At 39.9% G+C, this 17,839-nt stretch carries 13 protein-coding genes; 11 read left to right on the top strand and 2 right to left on the bottom strand.

Annotated elements, in window-relative coordinates:
• Window positions 1-109 precede the first annotated feature (109 nt).
• Entirely contained in the window at window positions 110-1,051 is a 942-nt protein-coding gene (locus OKS35_RS14275) for a DUF4062 domain-containing protein (protein WP_264093326.1), read from the top strand.
• Window positions 1,052-1,194: 143 nt separating this feature from the next.
• Here OKS35_RS14275 and OKS35_RS14270 read toward each other — a convergent pair whose 3' ends face one another.
• Entirely contained in the window at window positions 1,195-1,536 is a 342-nt protein-coding gene (locus OKS35_RS14270; protein ID WP_264093325.1) for a YolD-like family protein, read from the bottom strand.
• Between the two features lie 371 nt (window positions 1,537-1,907).
• Between OKS35_RS14270 and OKS35_RS14265 the strand changes: the two genes are divergently transcribed.
• The 10 genes from OKS35_RS14265 (at window position 1,908) to OKS35_RS14220 (ending at window position 17,371) form a co-directional block, all read left to right on the top strand.
• A complete protein-coding gene (locus OKS35_RS14265; RefSeq protein WP_264093324.1) occupies window positions 1,908-2,363 on the top strand; it encodes a JAB domain-containing protein in 456 nt (151 codons plus the stop codon).
• 784 nt (window positions 2,364-3,147) lie between these two features.
• On the top strand, window positions 3,148-7,080 hold the full coding sequence (locus tag OKS35_RS14260; RefSeq protein WP_264093323.1) for a DNRLRE domain-containing protein: 3,933 nt from the start codon (window positions 3,148-3,150) through the stop codon (window positions 7,078-7,080).
• Between the two features lie 986 nt (window positions 7,081-8,066).
• Window positions 8,067-8,264 (top strand): hypothetical protein, encoded by a 198-nt coding sequence (locus tag OKS35_RS14255; RefSeq protein WP_264093322.1) that lies wholly within the window; start codon window positions 8,067-8,069, stop codon window positions 8,262-8,264.
• 411 nt (window positions 8,265-8,675) lie between these two features.
• A complete protein-coding gene (locus OKS35_RS14250; protein ID WP_264093321.1) occupies window positions 8,676-10,184 on the top strand; it encodes a pentapeptide repeat-containing protein in 1,509 nt (502 codons plus the stop codon).
• A gap of 645 nt (window positions 10,185-10,829) precedes the next feature.
• Window positions 10,830-11,402 carry a lecithin retinol acyltransferase family protein gene (locus OKS35_RS14245; protein ID WP_264093319.1) on the top strand — a complete coding sequence of 191 codons (573 nt, stop codon included), beginning with the start codon at window positions 10,830-10,832 and terminating at the stop codon, window positions 11,400-11,402.
• A 38-nt stretch (window positions 11,403-11,440) separates the two neighbouring features.
• Complete coding sequence (locus OKS35_RS14240) at window positions 11,441-12,523, top strand: hypothetical protein (RefSeq protein ID WP_264093318.1); 1,083 nt, start codon at window positions 11,441-11,443, stop codon at window positions 12,521-12,523.
• Entirely contained in the window at window positions 12,507-13,091 is a 585-nt protein-coding gene (locus OKS35_RS14235; RefSeq protein ID WP_214776045.1) for a hypothetical protein, read from the top strand. The genes OKS35_RS14240 and OKS35_RS14235 overlap by 17 nt, the downstream gene beginning before the upstream one ends.
• 21 nt (window positions 13,092-13,112) lie before the next feature.
• Window positions 13,113-13,691, top strand: coding sequence for a hypothetical protein (locus OKS35_RS14230; protein ID WP_264093316.1), 579 nt, complete (start codon window positions 13,113-13,115; stop codon window positions 13,689-13,691).
• 11 nt (window positions 13,692-13,702) lie between these two features.
• On the top strand, window positions 13,703-17,104 hold the full coding sequence (locus OKS35_RS14225) for an AAA domain-containing protein (RefSeq protein WP_264093315.1): 3,402 nt from the start codon (window positions 13,703-13,705) through the stop codon (window positions 17,102-17,104).
• A gap of 27 nt (window positions 17,105-17,131) precedes the next feature.
• Window positions 17,132-17,371, top strand: a complete 240-nt coding sequence (locus OKS35_RS14220) for a hypothetical protein (protein ID WP_264093314.1) — start codon at window positions 17,132-17,134, stop codon at window positions 17,369-17,371.
• A 206-nt stretch (window positions 17,372-17,577) separates the two neighbouring features.
• Here the strand turns inward: OKS35_RS14220 and OKS35_RS14215 are convergent.
• The coding region (locus tag OKS35_RS14215) for a hypothetical protein (RefSeq protein WP_264093313.1) at window positions 17,578-17,839 on the bottom strand (262 nt) is incomplete at its 5' end.

The following is a 17,839-nucleotide window of genomic DNA, read 5'->3' as shown; positions in this document are numbered from 1 at the left end:
AGCAGAAATAGCCACGAAACTAATTTTGATTTGTTTCGTGGCTATTTTTCAAATCTAGTCCTATAAATTGTGGTTGACTTGGAAATTTAACCAAGGAGGTTTGTACTTCATGAAATCTGTACAATTGGTCAAGGTATTCATTGCTTCACCTGGAGATGTGAGTGCACAACGTGATGAGGTAGAAAGACTAATTTGGAATTGGAACAATGAACATACCGATGTAACAAATGTTGTCTTGATGCCAATTCGTTGGGAAAACAATTCGGTAGCTTCCTACGCTATTGATCAGGATGGTCAGGCGGTTATTAATGAGCAGATTCTTAAGTCCAGTGATATTTTGATAGCGATATTTGGAAATCGTATCGGTACAAGGACTAAGAACAATAAATCTGGGACGGTTGAGGAAATTAATGTGTTTTATAAACATCATTCAAGAGGTGTTGGTATTTTCTTCGTAGATGCCAAGACACCTGATGAATTGTTGGATGAACGGAAGATGGTGTTACTTTATAAAGACCATCTTTCGGAAAATGAACGTGGCTTATATCAAACATATGATGAACGGAAAATAAGACATTTTATTAGTAAACAAGTACATGAGTTAATAGGTTCTTCCGTTGATAATAAAAGAAGGGAATCTGATGATGGAAAAGAAAGTTCTCTTCAAAATATTTTTGATGATCTGATATTTGATTATGATGAGCAGCTCTTTTTTATATTTACTGTAGAAAAGGAACTTCGGAATTTCGGGGCAAGATGGATGGCAAAAGAAACTTTAAAAGATGTTGAAGAATGGGAACAGCAACATAACTTACAGAATTATTTAAGTACTCGCTATGAGTCTGTATTAATAAAGCTCGAACAACGAAAAATCTTGAGTGTTGCTGAGTACACAGGGCCAGGTAATCCAAGGCTCTATGCTATAAATAATAAGAATTATTTAAATTTGAAAAAAACAATGCGCGACAATCCTGATTCAGTACAGCAATTAAAATCGCACTTTATAATTCAAAGCGATCCAATTGTACTAGATCCAGATTTACCATTTTGACTTTTCGTAACAGCATAATATAGAGGTATGCGAGCGTGAAGAACAAGAACTCATGCTATCTTTTGTTCTTGTTCTTTTTATTTTGTAAAGTTGAGGAGCGACACGAAGTTTCGTGACGCAGACTTCGAACAACCGTTAGGGCGTTAGTCAATCGACCGCTCTACATGAACGATCGCCTCGAATGGGACATAGATAATCCCGTCTCGCTCGTTGGCTAGCTCAACGGTCCGCTCCATATAGTTCGTCCGGTGTACGAATCCCTTAAACCGTTTCATCTCCTGCTTCTCTACATACTTCACCTCAACCATATTCCCACTAAAGATTGCATCGTTCAACACGTTTTCATATATCGAGAGTACTTGTTCATCGATTTCTGGCATCTCAATTTTTTGAATTTCTTTATAGTATTTCGTGAGCAGCGCACGATGCTCAGGCATTAAAAATGGGATCCATTTCAGTTCACCTCGATCGCGATACATCGTCATCACAGTTCTCCTTTCATGAAAACGAACATTTGTTCTCATTTTATACCTGATCTATCAAGTTTGAACAGTCTTTTTTCGTAAACCGTCATCCGTGCGTCCTGTTTCCGTACTCTAGCTCGCTGGTCGTCGGTGCAAGGGACGTCAAAAAAATGACGCGACCTCCGGCCCGTCTTCCTTCGCTTTTGGCTCAAAGCAAGGCTTTTCGCTCGTTGGCTACGGAAGCCTGTCCCTTCGTTTGCTCTACGCATTTTTTTGAGGCTCTCCCTGCGGTCGCCCTTGCAACGTCTCCCGACGCTCGCTTCGTTCCCGTCAACAGGACGCACAACGGTGTTCGTTCTGAGGACAGCTTATCCGAAAGGGGAAAAACCAACATGGAACTATCGACAATCATTGAGGTCATCCGTATCAAGCAAGAGGTTCGTGAGGAAATGGTTGCACTCGAACAGACGGTTATCCGTTCACCAGAAGATGCTAGTCAAATCGGGGCATCCTTCATCGGGGATGATGACCGTGAAGTGTTTCTTGTCATTATGCTCAACACGAAAAATCGGGTCATCGGTGTTCATCGCGCACACGTCGGAAGTATCAATTCAAGTGTCGTCCATCCACGGGAAATCTTTAAATGTGCCATTCTTAATAACGCGGCGTGTATTGTTGCCTGTCATCAACATCCAAGCGGGGACCCGAGCCCGAGCCGGGAGGATGTCGTCGTTACCGAACGATTGTATGAAGCGGGAGACCTCATCGGCATCCCGGTGCTCGACCATCTCATCCTCGGAGCGGACGAATCATATGTCAGTATGAAACAGCGAGGTTACATGGGTTGAATGGAAAGGAGCGGGGCCGGGGGACCGGGTCCTGGTCCGTCCGGTAAGGGCAAGGAGGAAAAACATACGTTTTTCTTTGATGGGATTGGCGACTCGCGTTGCTCTCGCCTGGATCCAGAATGCGGATCTGGGAAAAGGAATGTTTTCGCGTGGCGAAAACAAATAGTTTGGTGAGAAGTCAAAGGCATAAAGAAATCGCTTTGCTCCGTCTTATCATGAATGTCTAATTACGATGAATAGATCGATGGAAAATGAATGCTTGTTTGGTGAGAATGGTCGTTTTTCCCACGTAAGCTCTAGGCTTATATGAAACAAGCCGAAATGTCGAGTCCTCCGATTCGAGGAATCATTGCTATCGATAGGAGAAAATGATTCAAATGAATGGTATTTTTAGATCAACAAATGGGACGAAGAGATCGATGAAAATTGAAACTCGCTTTACCCTGAGCGTTATCAATATGCAGAAGAGTGTCCAATCATCAAAGTATATCTATACGGGATATGGGTCCATTCTAAACAATTCACTACTCAAAAGGATGTCCACCTGTAGTCACTTTATAGATGAACAATCTAGATTTACTTCTCTGTAATTGAAAATCGATAGAGAAATCATCATTCTTAAAAAGATTAACTAAAATAGGTTTTTTCAATAAAATGGTCATTTTTACTATTATGATTTTACTTTTTTAAAATTTTTCATTTTTATTAGAAATATGTTTCATTTTTTTAAAAATATATTATTATTAAATTTGCTAGAAAAATAAAAATAAAAGGGGAAGCAGTTTTGAATTACAAGCACAAATTTATTCCTATATTAATCACAGGTATATTATTGGTTCCACTAATCGAAGTCAGAGAAATGCATCAGGCTAAGGCCGAAAATGAGGGTCAGACTATATCCACTGATATCGATGATGATGCGATAACAGATGCTGTGGATAGTCAGGTTGATGAGTTAGGAAATGGCAACATAATCGTCACCCCAAAAGCTAATAATGAATATCAATTGACGGCTTATGAGCACGACGTGCAAGTGAAGGATCAAGATGGTTGGAAAGCCATTGACCCTACATTGACACCAGACGGCAAGGGTGGATTTGTGACGAAAGAGACAAAGCTTGACATCAAGTTTTCTAAAGAGTTTGAGCCAACCGATTCGTTCATTGAGGTAGGTGATAACGAGAATCAAATGGTAGAGTTTTCTTTGATCGGAATCGAGACGGTCAAAGGGTTAAAATCAATACAAGCGTCAACTGGTAGAGTGTCTGATAATGTCATAACTTACCCTGACATCTTGGATGGTGTAGATCTTCGGCACATCGTCCTAAATAGCGAGGTCAAAGAGGATCTGATCTTAAATAAGCCAGTCAAAGGGTTAAAAAGTATAAATTATAAACTGAAAACAAGCTTGATCCCTACTCTCAACGATACAGGGGATTTGGTTCTATCTGACATTCAAGGCAAAAAGATTTACGAGATGCCGGCACCACAAATGAGTGATAGCAAGGTTTCTACGGGAAGTGGTTATTCCGAGTTGAATTATGACATTGAGTACCTATTGACCAAAAGGGACGATTATTACGAAGTTAAGCTCATTCCGACCTCAGATTGGTTGGAACAAGATCGAAGTTACCCTGTCTATATCGACCCAACACTTATAAAGAGTGCGAGTCTGGATACGTTCGTATCCAGTGTGGCTCCCGACAAAGGGCATAATCAATATTGGAATTCAGCACTAGGGCAGTATGTACTGCGGGTAGGGAAGTACGACTCCTCGACAGGGACAAACTATGCTTTGGTTAAACTGTACTCCCTAGACAATCTGGTGGGAGCAGATATTACATCTGCCAATCTCAAAACATTCGTGAACTGGAGTTATTATGAGACCACAAAAACTGGATTATGGGTCGATAAAGTAGCTAGTCCGTGGTCAGAGAATAATGTGACTTGGAACACGAGACCTCCCTCTACAGGAATCGCGTCGACTACGGTCGCAAGAAATAGTTGGGCCATTTTCAACGTGACGAATGCTGTGAAAGAAATTGTGTCTGGGAAACGTGTAGATTATGGTTTTAAATTTCACACAAATGGAAATGAGATGACGCATTGGAAGCAACTCTCTGCAGGGGAGAATGGTAAAAATGTGACCAATCTTTCTGTCACTTACTCTTATCCTCAGATGCAGGCATTGAAGTCTAATTCTTTTCCGACCGGAGCTGGTGCTACAACAGGATATATTGATTTATCTTGGCCCTCTATCAAAGGGGCGACTTCATACCGCTTACAGATGTTTGACGGTAAAGGGTGGCAGACAATTTACAATGGCACGGCGACTTCCTTCACAACCAAAGGTAAAAAAATTTGGCCTCTATCCACACAATATAACGTACGAGACAGTGGGTCAGGAGGGATAAAATTTAGAAACGGTGACGGACAAGAATTGCCTATGAATCCCTCTCCTATGTACTCGACAAGTTCGGGAGTTGCAACTTCGTCAAAAGCTTTTCAGTTCAGGGCAATCGCTGACTATAATTTAGGATCTAGTACCCCATCAGTAATTACAAAACCTGTGTTGGATGGGATCGTCCCGGATACCCCTTCGGCACCAGTGGTTAAAGAAACTGGACTTGATGAAACTGATGAGAACGGTTATTTCACGGTGGAATGGGATGAGGTTGAGGGTGCGACCTCTTATGACCTCCAAATCTTCAATGGAAATAATTATGAGAACATCCCTGTAGGTAATACGACGCAATGGACAAGTGAGAATAAGTTCATTTATCCGTCCCCGACACAACTTGAGAATGTGAAAGTCGGAAACACGAATGTTTTCAGATTGAACAACGATGGCGTGAACCTAGGTAAGGACCCTCGGAAACTATATAGATTAAGTGGAACTAAATATGCGAATACCACCAATTATTTTGTTAAGGTGGTGGCAAAGTCTTCAAAAGGAACAAGCAGCCCTTCCCCGTTCACACGTGTATGGTTACCGACTTCTGCACTGACGACGAAACATACCGGGGTCAATGTAGATGGTGATAAAGCTTATATTCAATCGAGATGGGAGACTGACGAGGAAGCCGCGGGCTATTTGGTTTCTATGTACAATGGAAAGGAATATCAAATAGTATCTCGGCTACCTAAAGATGTCTCAAGGTGGACCTCAAAGGACAAGAAAATCTGGCCGTTGGAGAACCAGGGTATTGATTTAAGGACCATGGAGGATGGGAGAGAGCTATTGGTCGATCCCTCTGTAACCTATAAAAAAACAGATAAAGACAGTTCCGATTCAAATTATCGAATCAAGATTCAAAGTTACCGTGCAGAAAACACCGCACTGAGCCCATATGACTATAGTCGATATCATGGATTGAGCTCTAATGAGGCGATTGATGACGTAAATATATTTGATAAGCCGAATCCTCAGATTATACTAGACCAGGAAGTAGTCGCTGACCATCCAAAGATGGTCGCACCTGAAGTCGAGGCTTTTACGAATGGTGATGGGACTGGCTACTTAAATGTGAGCTGGGATCCGGTAGAGTATGCCCAGAAATATCAACTCTTTTTGTTCAATGGTCACCAATATGCAACATGGGATGTTCCTGTGACTTCAACGAGCTGGACGACAAAAGGCAAAAAAATCTATCCGACGTTGGAACAGTTGGACGATGGGAGGATTGATTTCTTAAAAGATGGTACTGGCCAGGAATTGGCGGATGAACCGTCCTACCTGTATACAAAATCTTGGGAAATAAATAATGGTATTGATTATCGCAATTCCAATAACTATTATGTTTATGTGAGGGCGTCTTTGGAAGATGGGTACTCCCCAGTCTCTGATGCCACGGTTGCGACAATCCCATCGAGCGACGAGATGACCTTTTTGAACGAAGGTTCAGTGACGGATATGGAAGATAAGGTCAACCAACAATTACTAGAAAAAGGATTCGATACCGAAACATTGAATGAGATGCCGTTAGAATTGAAGCAAGATATTTTGAATGACCAAGGGACGTACGTTGACTCCCAAACGTCTGATGTGGAGTTTTCTGGACCGGTAAGTGAAGAAGACGACTCAGTGATCACCCTTGAAGGTGATTCGTTCGATGATTTTGAAAATCTTTCTCCAGCCGAGGGGAATACACTTTCAACTATGAGCATTTCGAGCAGTGGTCTTGGAAGTCCGACAAAATGGGACAGAACTGTAAACTCTTTCCGCGGAAAGACTTATGTAACATATATCGGAGAAACACCTAGGGAATATCGATATATGTTGTACTCGGCATTTAGATGGGACAAAAAACCTTGGCACGCTTATACGAAAGACCAATTCGGTTTAGCGTTTCAAGAGCGTGGGACTTTGGTAGCTTCTAATCGAGGTAGCGGTATGACTGTTCGTTCCACTTATAAAAATGAGTACAACTATAAATTGTCCTATGAAACTTCGAGCTTGAATTCATCTAAATTCCTGTTGGATTGGAAGAAGTTTCCTAATGTTCAGTTGGATTATGCCATCGGGCATGGGAAGGTCGAGGTACGCTATAGCAAGACAGAAAGAGGGAAACTTGCCAGTCTTATTGGCTACTACTATCACCCATGGTACTCGCCTTCAGGTTCGGTCAGTCTAGGGCCTGTCTCAGTAGACTTTCCTTTTCCTAAGTCAGACAAGTGGAAGTGGAATGATGAATTCACGATTGGAGCTAAAAAATAATGACAATATTAAGAAAGATAATCGCGATTATAATCATTGCTTTTCTGCTTCAGACATATATAGACATTACCAAAGAAGGGAGCTTTTTAAAGCTTAATCATGGCATGTATCCGGCTGAGGAAATCACCTATTACAGCGAAGAGTATGGGGAGCTGAAGTTTAAAAGCTATAGTGAGACCGGATATTACATCTGGCAGAATTATGAGAGGGAATTTTATACACGCACCGGTGGGACGGTCACTATAAAGTATGTTTCGATCCTAGGCTTCTACATCGACTTAACCGATGAAGAGAAGAATCGAAAGACTTCTAATCTTCGATGAATGAGGTGAGCTCATGATCAGAGGAGAATGATCGTTATTCCCCTCGAGTCTTAGGCTGTCTGACGATTGCGAAAATGGAAAATACAGCAATATGGAATTTTCATTCCTCCGAATAAACATAGACGAATATCGAATCAGTTAGACAAGGCCAATAAGTAATCCTGTAGCCTGTATACATTTAATTGTATCAGGCTATTTTTGTTGTAACAGGGTGACGATATGGTTCAAGTTGGCCGCTACACGTGAAGAAAATTGTAACTGCGACACTAGTCATCGGTCAGAACCATATCTTCTCCGTGTCTTTTAAGGATGATTTCATTGATGATCTTATGATCTACCGGAGATATTGGACACATTCGAAGAACAGATTTTTATAATTTATAAAAATTGTAGCGTCAGCCAAAAGGCGATGAACAAAAAGATGAAAACGCACGTTCTTCCTTGGTAAGAGAACGCCTCGCGTTGCTCTGTCTTTTCATGAATGTGTATTTGCGATATTTGGATTGATGAAAAAAAGGTGCTTGTTTGGTGAAAATGGTCGTTTTTCCTACGTAAGCCCAGGGCTAGTTTCAAACAAGCCCTGGGCTTATATGAAATAAGCCGTGATGTTGAGAGGTCAGATTCAAGGTATTGTTGAGCTATCAACAGGAGAGGATGATTCAAATGAGTCACACATTGGACCAGCAAACGATCAAAGAAATGAAAGAGGTATTGATTAGAAGACTTCCTGAACGGATGGACATCGACCCTGAGGCCTTCGAGTTAGTAAGCATGGATATCCTTTGTGAAGTGAGAGAAGGGGAACGATTGAAACAGATGACGATCTTCTTCAATACGAACATGCTTCAAGTACATAACTGATTATTTAAAAATGTATACATGTATACTTGTCGATGGGTATATATGTATACATTTTTTCTCTGATGAATGGTTGAGGAGTTGTTGAGCGAGATGTAAATCACATAAATATAGATATTAGGAAACGGAAGATAAAAATTGAAAAGGATCAGACATGATAGACGAGTAGTTGCTTAATAATTAGGTGTGTGTGGAGGATTTTTTCTTAGGCAGTAGAGGCATGGTCTTTTCATTCGGAAAGTATTTTATTCCTCTATATCGATACTATCGCATCGACTATAATGGACCTATCGAGAAGGTCTAACCCTCAACATATGGGTTTTTACTGTTTTTTGTTGAGATACTGTGACAAAAAAGCAATTCTCTTCGATGTGATCAGTGTGTAACACGATAAAATTATAGGAGTAACCACTAATGAAGCAATTGACCCCTTCGCAACTCAGTGACATCCTAACTAAGCATAGAAAATGGCTCATCAAAGAAGTAGGTGGCGAGCGCGCTGACTTAAGCGGTGCTAATCTAAGTGACGCTAACTTAAGGCACGCGAATTTAAGGAAAGCAGACCTTAGTTTTGCTAACATCAATCATGCAGATCTGAGTTTTGCTGATCTAACCAAAGCGAATCTAAAAGGAGCAAATCTGACCAAAGCGAATCTACTTGCCACATCGTTAAATGGTGTAGACCTAAGGGATGCATACATAGATAGTGCCGAACTAATTGGTGTATCTTTAATCAAGGCAGATCTAACTGGAGCACGATTCCATTCCGCTAACCTAGTTGACACTGACCTACACCATGCGAACCTAACGAAAGCTGACTTACGCGGCACAAAACTAAATGGCGCAGACTTACATCACGCCAATCTCGTTGAAGCCAACTTAAACGATGCCAATCTCGTTGAAGCCAACCTAAGTTATGCGAATCTAAGTTGCGCAAACCTAAGTGACGCGGACCTAAGGCACGTAAATTTAGTTGAAGCAGACCTTAGGTTTGCTAACATCCATCACGCTGATCTGAGCTTCTCGAATTTAGACCATGCGAATCTAAAAGGAGCAAACCTAACTAGCGGGAACCTATTTGCCACATCGTTAAATGGCGCAGACCTAAGGGATGCACAATTAGATTATGCAGAATTAACTGGCGCGTCTTTCATTGAAGCAGATTTACGTGGTACACGATTCCATTCTGCTAACCTCGTTGCCGCTGACCTAAGCCATGCGAATCTAACTAAAGCGGACCTAACGGGCGCAAGACTGGTTGAAGCCGATTTAGTTGAAGCCAACCTAAATTACACACGTCTAATTGAAGCAGACCTCAGTTTCGCTAACATCCATCAAACAGACATGAGTCACGCTAATTTAACAGATGCAACCTTAAGAAAAACCAATTTATTTAAAACGAACCTACTTGCCGCATCACTAGATGGTGGAGATCTAAGAGGTGCACATGCATATCGTTCTGAACTAATTGGCGCATCTTTAATCGAAGCCAATCTAAGCTTCGCACGACTACACTATGCTGACCTAGGTATAGCTAACTTAAGCTACGCTAATTTAACAAATGCTGACTTACACAACACAATCCTAATGAGCGCATATTTACGTGAAGCCAATCTAACGAATGCTGACCTAAACTGTGCAAGACTATATAACGCAGATTTAAGCGGCGCAAGTTTATATGCAGCAGACTTAAGTCACGCTAATCTAGTTGAAGCGAATCTAGCGAATGCTGATCTACGGGGCACAATACTAAATGGTGCAGACTTAAGTGACGCTAATTTAGTTGAAGCGAATCTAAGCCATGTCGATCTAGTTGATGCTAATCTACGCTTCGCTGATTTAACCAAGGCTGACCTACACGGGGCAATATTCATTAAGGCAGATCTCTATGAAGCTAACCTAAATGACATATTGCGACTGTAAGCATCTAAGTTGCCCATACAATATAGTGTTATTTAAATTGTCTAGCACAATGCACGTGTCTTGATTAGATAGGCGAAGTATGTTGGGTGAAAAATGACCGAAGTTCGTCTTATGATGCAGAAAAAATAATAATCTCTTCATGTCAAAACTTCTCAAAAAATCTGTCAAAGCATCAATAATATGTATTAAACGGGAGAAGGAATATTAATTCGGGCTCATGCGTGAGCGTCTAGCGCCTTGTGGCGAAGTCGCTCATCGCACCGCTGCCTCCCTGACGGCCCGATAACAAGAGCTACTTTAACACGCATCTCTATGTTCCTGGACCTTTCTAACGGGAGGCACGGAGCGTAAGGACAACGTCAAAAGCAAGAACGTGGGCGTGTCTAGCTCCACGCGAGGAACACCATTCGGCTGAATGGTGTTTTTGTTTGAAATGCATTCGATTGTATTTAACGAGTGTCGAGAAAATTATATGAGCTACTAAGAGTTCCCTTATCATTTTATTGCCTAGGTAACAAAGGCTCGATATAGTATAATTTTCCTTGTAACTAAACTCATTTTCTTTATATATGTATTTTTATCCTTTTTATATATCATTATTCTTAATTTGAGTAAGTTATCGAAAAAAATAGAACGGGGTATATTATGAATCAACAATTTTTAAACAAAATTAAAATTACGAAATCAAATAAAAAGATTTTAAAAAATATCGTTGCACCCATGCTATGGACAACTGAAAAAACTTCTATTCATAGACACTCTTCAATTTTGAATAGATCATATAACTTTACACAAGAACCTACAGTCGGATCATTAGTTTACTGTCAACTAGGTACAGCAGAACACTCTGGTATATATATTGGTAACAAAAATATTATTGAACTAAATGGAAAAGGGGAAATTAGAAAGGTTGAATTGAAAGAATTCACAAATAACATTCTTAGTGTGGATAAAGATATATTCATTCCGGTCATGAAGCATCAAATGATTCCAATAGGACATGAGAACATAGCTAAGGAAGCGATTAAAAACTTGTCAGGAAGAAGAAAATATCACCTTCTTCAAGATAACTGCCATCAATTTGCAGCAGGTTGCATGATTGGGGACCTCGATAATGACTACAACTATTTGTATATGGTTAAAGAAGAGTTTGCCAAATTTTTATGTCTTGAGGAATCGAATATTGTGTGGGTACGTTGGAAATGGTACCTAGACTAACATAGTCAAAAAATTAATGAAGGTCATGAGGTGAAATGATGTGGATTAGACAGTTACCTGAACCTATGAAAATCGAAATAGTAGGATTTCTCGGGAAACTATTGATTACCTCGACACTCAAAACTGAGCTTGGACCTGTTCTAAGACTTTTACTTAAAGGGGCAGCACAAGGTGCGACAATTGAAGAAATTATGAAAGTTACCGATTTGAGTGAGAGCGTTATTCGGGAACAGGCAGATTGGTTAATCAGAAGAGGAATGTTAGAAGAAGTAGAAGAGAATTTTGTTCTTACGCTGAATGGGAATGAATTATATAAACGATTAATTGTCTCAGAACAATTGGATTCTGGAGGGTGGGATATTTTTTTTGATGTAGATCATGATAGAGTGCTATTTGAAAACCATCTTGAAACACTGGTCGAAATTGAAAAGACGGTGACTCCTTCATTATATCAAAAAGAAAATCCATTCAACACACTGAAATTGATTGAAGCAACCAGGCCTCCAGAAGAAGTGATAGAACAGCTTGAAGCGGAACAGCTTACTGTAAAGCTGCAGTTTCAAAAAGGAACTAAACCCCACGTCAGACCGTTCATATTAAGAGCAATTCCAACCTATTTTGAGGAGATTATTGACACTTCTTTGCTCATAGAAACGTCTTCAAATATTTTGGAGGGACCATTTTTTGATTTACATTACTTAATCGAATCGATCCATTTAAAAGAGCCTTCTCTTTTTCAACAGATAACAGCGGATGAATGGGAACAGCTTGAACGTTTTCGCGAAGAGCGACCCGACTGGTTAAGCAATGAAGCGTACAGTCTCTTGAAAAAAAGAGATATGTATAAACGTTTTAAAGAAACATCCTTGTATATGGATAAAGAAACAGGATCCTTTTCAAGGGAAGCTCCACCGATGAGTCAACAAAATGGTGAAAAATCTTTAGGAACTAATCGCTCGTCAGCACTGTTCATTCATTTTCAAAAAGAGTTATTTGAGAAAGGGTATGATATGGAAATGTTTGAAGTAGAATATGACTCTTATTACGCCGTCAAACAAATACCCGTATCGTGGCTTGAAGAGTATATGAATCAGGAGGTCGCACATGAAAGCTGGTCTTAAATTTGGAGGCAGGTTTATGGGAGCAGCAAAGCCATCTTCTAATGTAGCGCATCAAGCGATTGAATTTGCTATTCAAGCAACACGATTTGGTTTTGCATTATATGAATACGATCAACTTAGGAAGATTACGATTGATTTAGAAGACCGACTAGAGAAAGTAATTTTACAAGGGGAAGAGCGAAATATTCAAAATGCAAAAGAGTTAGAAGACAAAAAGAAACAGTTTCAAGAAAGTCTTGATAGAGAGCGGGCCGCGCGTATCAGGGCTCTGCAGTCCATGGAAAAGCAGCTCGAAGATCAACGTAAAAAATCAGTTCGTCTTGAAAAAATAAGATTGAATACTAAAGCAGAAGAGTTTAGGCAACAATTGCTTTTGACAAAGGAACAACTAGATTTAATTGGTTCTTCTATTGTTTTATTACAAGATGAAGCAGTGTGGTGGAAAAAAATCATTGATCGTCAATTTGGAGATGCAGCCATAAAGACCATGCATCAAGTAAATCAGCTCGAAGAAGACATCAGAAAACTTCAGGTAATGCACAAAAATGCGGCCATGAACATGATTTGAATAAAAATAGGAGGAATAAACATGACTAAAAGTAATGGAACAAAAGGATCTAGTAACTTACCCGCAAAAACAGGTGGTCAGTTAGCCGACCATACAGCTCAAAAGTTAAACTTGATTGGTCAAGGAGTAGATGCTATTGCGGATGTTTCAAAAAACATTTCAAACGCATACGTAGCTAAACAAGCTCATGAATCGATTAAAAGGCAATCCAAGACTCAAATCAAAGACATTGAAGAAACGAATAAGACGACCAGATTAGAATCTGAACATAATTTAAAAAAACATCAGGCAAACGTCGATGAAAATATCTCGAAAATAAATCAAGAAGCACAACAAAATAAGTATGAATATAAGCAAAAAATAAAGGCGCTAGATAACGAAAAATACAAAATTAAGAAAGAGCACGAAGAACGAATGGAAGAACGAATGTTAGAAATCCAAAACCAAAATCAAAAGCAGTTGAGTATCAAGTTTTTGGAAGAGGATTATCGACTGTTACGAGTTCAACTTTTGTCTGATTCGTTAACTGAAGAACAAAAGTCAGCACTCTTAAAAGAAATTAGTGATATTCGCGAGAAAATTGTCTCGCTTCATAAATGATTCCGGTCCCGGTGATTGTTGGTGCTCTATTTGTTGGATCGATTCTATTATCGTCCGCAGCTGACTTCTTAAATGGAGAAGCATCTGAGCAGGAACGTGAAAAACAACGAGATTTAACTCAAGATATAAAAAAAGAAGAAGCGCGCCAAAAACAAAAAGAAGCACTGTTTCGAAAAGACGTTGATGCATTAGCCAAATTATTTCAAGAAGATGGTGCTTCTCTCGAAGAAGCTATGCAAAAAGCTGAATTTGAAGTTCAGCAGAGAGAAGAATGGAAAAAATCAAGAGAGCTTCGCGGAAATCTTTTTAGTCATCTGATCTGTTCGGCAGAAGAACGAAAAGAAATTTTCATCGAACAGATCCATACGTTTCAAGCAGAAAAAACAAAGCTATATCATATTCGTCGTGATACACGAGGAGAGACTACGCAACTACGTTCACATGCCATTACCAAAATGTTGTATGAATTTGAAGAAGCATTGGCCAAAATGAATGCTTACGTCAATTATCTTAATCGATATGTAAGAAGTATGGAGGAAGCTAAATCGACAACGACTCCACCTTTTGAATTTGAATTGACGTTACCTGAAAATTACCCATATGTAGGGAAACTTCTTTATGTGAAGAGAGAAGACATTCTCGAAAATACAAATTTCGAGTCAGGTCTATTTAGTTTTAACCTCGATGTAAGCAAGGCAGATTATGAGAGAGTGCTAGATTATGAAAACAATCAAGTTGTCCCGCTCTGCTTAACGGGGTTTTCACAGGGTGGACGATTATGGACAGCTTCTGTTGGCTATGGATACTTTAAAGAGCATCTAGAGAATTCACAATTCTCAGGATTGAATGTACAGGTAATCAAAAATGTGAGACATGAATCTATAGTATCTTATCATGGAATCGAACTGTCTCTTCCAAACTATGAATTGATTCAGCCTTTAGGCGGGCGACCTCAACCGAAGATGGAACTGATCGTTTATCCACTTGAAGTAGACTATAACTTCTTTAAAGGTAAGAAAAATCCTCGCGTAACGGAACAATTTGTGAGGAGCTTAAATCTACTGCAGTTAGATGAAGTGGCATTAGCTGTCCCTGATACTGAATCATCGATTACGTTTACTGAAGAATTATCAAAACGTGATGGCTCATTTACCTCTAGGGAGTGGAAAATCGCACCTTATGCAGATACCCCATACTTTCGCATGCAGCTGTCTACAGAAGTGGGTTTACTTGTTGAGCTAGTAAAAGATGATCAACAAATACCACGTTATTTTCGATTGCTGAGAGAGTTATCTGAAGAAGAGTTGATTCGTGCTGAAGAAGTATTTGTCGTGAGTGAATTTACCTTCCACATTCGAGATGAATCGGAATGGGAGCAAATGATTGAGCTCAATCCTTTATTGAGTGAATCAACGGTTCACGTGCAACTGTATTTAGAATCTGAATTTCGTAAACAACGGATTATTCAAAAAGCGGTTGCTACGCGACTATATTACAATAAATGGACTGATCTAATGGAGCGGTTGAGTTTTTCAATTGGTCGAAAAGGACCGTTTAAAGAACAGGTCGAGTTGATCAATCAAACATTTGACCATTCGATTCGACGTGAGAAAGTCTACTTGCGCTTTTCTCACTCGAAAAATCTAAAAGAATTTCTGGATAGTCCTGAAGCCGTATTTCGCCATAGGCAATACATGATGATGGAACACCCTAGATATGGTGAACGCGTAGTCAATATTCGTGAGGAAGATATGACTATATTGCTTGAGCCTGGAGAAGTGATGTTAACGAATGACTTGGATGATTTTCAATTGTATTACGTAGGACGCAGTTATGCCGAACAACAACAATTTCAAGCGATACGGGAATTTAGACAAGGCAATGTGGCGTCATCGAGTCTCCATGAATTAATGCTTGATCCTACGCAAGTTCCACCAATTGAACCTATACGCATTGAAACTTCTGACTACTTTAATCCGCACATCGCTTCAAATGCTAGGCAACGTAACATCGTAGAAACCGCACTCGGTGCCGAATCATTATATATGATCCAAGGACCCCCGGGAAGTGGTAAAACTACGGTTATCCAGGAGATTGTCCGTCAGCATCTAAAACTAAATCCCCATGATCGAATCTTAATTACTTCTCAATCCAATGTTGCTGTAGATAATGTAATGGTAGACTTTATCGATCATTATCCATCGAGTCTAGTTCGATGTGGAAGTGAAGAAAAGATGCAGCGTGATCTATTCCCTTATAGTTTTGAAGAGGTTGAGCGATCGTATCGACAACGTATTGCTGAAAAAGTAGTACCGGATACTTTGACACCGTTACTGTTGGATTGGCGTGAAGAATTAGACAAAGAAGATTCAGCGACTATTGCGACACTTATTCTCCAATCGAAACAGATTGTGGGTGCGACGTGTGTCGGACTTGCCAAAAGACGGATTGGGATTGACAAGCTACAGTTTGACTTAGTGATTGTTGATGAGGCAGGAAGAGCACTGCCCGGAGAAATGCTTTTACCGGTCATCCGAGCACGAAAAGCCATTTTAATTGGTGATCATTTGCAGCTACCGCCAACGATGCCTGCGTTGCTTACAGACAGAGATGGTTTACTTTCGCAGGAAGAACCACAAATTAGAGATGAGCTCATTGAGAAAAGTTTGTTCGAACGGCTGTATTTAGAAACACCGATCCACGCGAAACAGCGTTTAGGTACACAGTATCGAATGCCGACTTCACTTGGACAGTTAATTAGTTCATTGTTCTATGAGAATGATTTGTTAAGTGGAGAGAGTACCTTAAACAAAAAGTCTATTCATTTTCCACACGAGACGACTTGGCTCGATTTAGGAGATGATCGCGATTATTTTGAAAATGAAAAACCTCTAAGTAATGAGCGAGAAGCTACCGTAGTAAAAAATATTTTAGAGAAAATTGTCTTAACAGGATCGGATACCATAGGTGTTATTACTCCTTATAGAGCTCAAAAAAGGTTACTTACCAAAAAAGTAAAAGCATGCTCGCAATTGGAGACTTTATTGAATGAGGGGCGTATCAAAATTGATACTGTTGACCGTTTTCAAGGAGAAGAAGCAGAAATTATTCTCTATTGCACGACACGCTCGAAAAAGAAAACGAAATTCTTCTCTGATGCTGCCCGTTTAAATGTTGCGCTGTCGCGTACAAAGCGTGAGTTACTGATCATTGGTTCACATCGGTACTTCAAACGATATGAAACTGAAAATCCCGCTCGACGGATTGCAGAACATATCGAGCGGGAGGGTGTTGTTTTATCTTTGGATCAATTGAATACCCATTTAAATCATATTTCCAATAAGGATTCAATCGTTCAAGAGCGTGCATATTCAAAATATAGTCTAGAAACTAAGCAATATGATGAAGCCTAATGCTCTTCTCGAAAGGGATGAGGCGTGATGGACGAGCGGCTACTTGATGACTATGCATTCGATGGATTAAATCCGTTCGTCCGGACCGTGTTCTCTGAACCGGGTATCTGCGCGACTTGCCCGTTGCTCTCTGAATGCACGACGAGCCGCATCCATCGACGAGTCATCGAGCATCACCTTTGGCCACACTACCTGGACGAGGTCGAAGACCTCCGACACAAAGAACTGGTCTGCGAAATCTACAGAAGACGAAAAGAGATGACCTAACGTGTCTTCGCGGACGCAAAAGAGAACCATAGCATGCGTTGGATATGGAAGAACACCAACGCGCCACGTAAAGGCTCGGTTAGAGAGACTCATAGACCAAGATACGCAAAACTCCCGGTTCACACGAAATGAACCGGGAGTTATGTCTATAGTCTGAGAAGTGCTGTCTAGCGCATCTTTTTATACTCTCTTTTAACTTTAGAGTTTTACTTTTTTTCGCTGTGCAATATGAGTAAATGAAGTTCACTTAATACGTAATATAATTCTTCTAATTGAACCGATTCTCTGTTTCTATAATTTTCTATAATTTTATACATTAAATTTAAGAAAATAAATAACATAATGATCAGTAATGTATACATGATATATAAAACCATTACTTGATCTATTCTTAAAAAATTTATTAATGCTATTCCAAAAGTTAAAAGAAGTGGCAGCAATGAAAAGTTAAGTGTATATTTTTTTTTT

The organism is Exiguobacterium sp. N5, assembly GCF_025842465.1.
Lineage (GTDB): Bacteria > Bacillota > Bacilli > Exiguobacteriales > Exiguobacteriaceae > Exiguobacterium > Exiguobacterium profundum.
The sequence above is the reverse complement of the archived record's forward strand: the minus strand, read 5'-3'. Positions and strand labels throughout refer to the sequence as shown.

What these genes read in the sequence shown, in the direction of transcription:
- OKS35_RS14265 (WP_264093324.1), top strand. Translation starts at nt 1,908, where the DNA reads ATGGAACTATCGACAATCATTGAGGTCATCCGTATCAAGCAAGAGGTT.
- OKS35_RS14255 (WP_264093322.1), top strand. Translation starts at nt 8,067, where the DNA reads ATGAGTCACACATTGGACCAGCAAACGATCAAAGAAATGAAAGAGGTA.
- OKS35_RS14250 (WP_264093321.1), top strand. Translation starts at nt 8,676, where the DNA reads ATGAAGCAATTGACCCCTTCGCAACTCAGTGACATCCTAACTAAGCAT.
- OKS35_RS14230 (WP_264093316.1), top strand. Translation starts at nt 13,113, where the DNA reads ATGACTAAAAGTAATGGAACAAAAGGATCTAGTAACTTACCCGCAAAA.
- OKS35_RS14240 (WP_264093318.1), top strand. Translation starts at nt 11,441, where the DNA reads ATGTGGATTAGACAGTTACCTGAACCTATGAAAATCGAAATAGTAGGA.
- OKS35_RS14270 (WP_264093325.1), bottom strand. Translation starts at nt 1,536, where the DNA reads ATGACGATGTATCGCGATCGAGGTGAACTGAAATGGATCCCATTTTTA.
- OKS35_RS14275 (WP_264093326.1), top strand. Translation starts at nt 110, where the DNA reads ATGAAATCTGTACAATTGGTCAAGGTATTCATTGCTTCACCTGGAGAT.
- OKS35_RS14245 (WP_264093319.1), top strand. Translation starts at nt 10,830, where the DNA reads ATGAATCAACAATTTTTAAACAAAATTAAAATTACGAAATCAAATAAA.
- OKS35_RS14235 (WP_214776045.1), top strand. Translation starts at nt 12,507, where the DNA reads ATGAAAGCTGGTCTTAAATTTGGAGGCAGGTTTATGGGAGCAGCAAAG.
- OKS35_RS14220 (WP_264093314.1), top strand. Translation starts at nt 17,132, where the DNA reads ATGGACGAGCGGCTACTTGATGACTATGCATTCGATGGATTAAATCCG.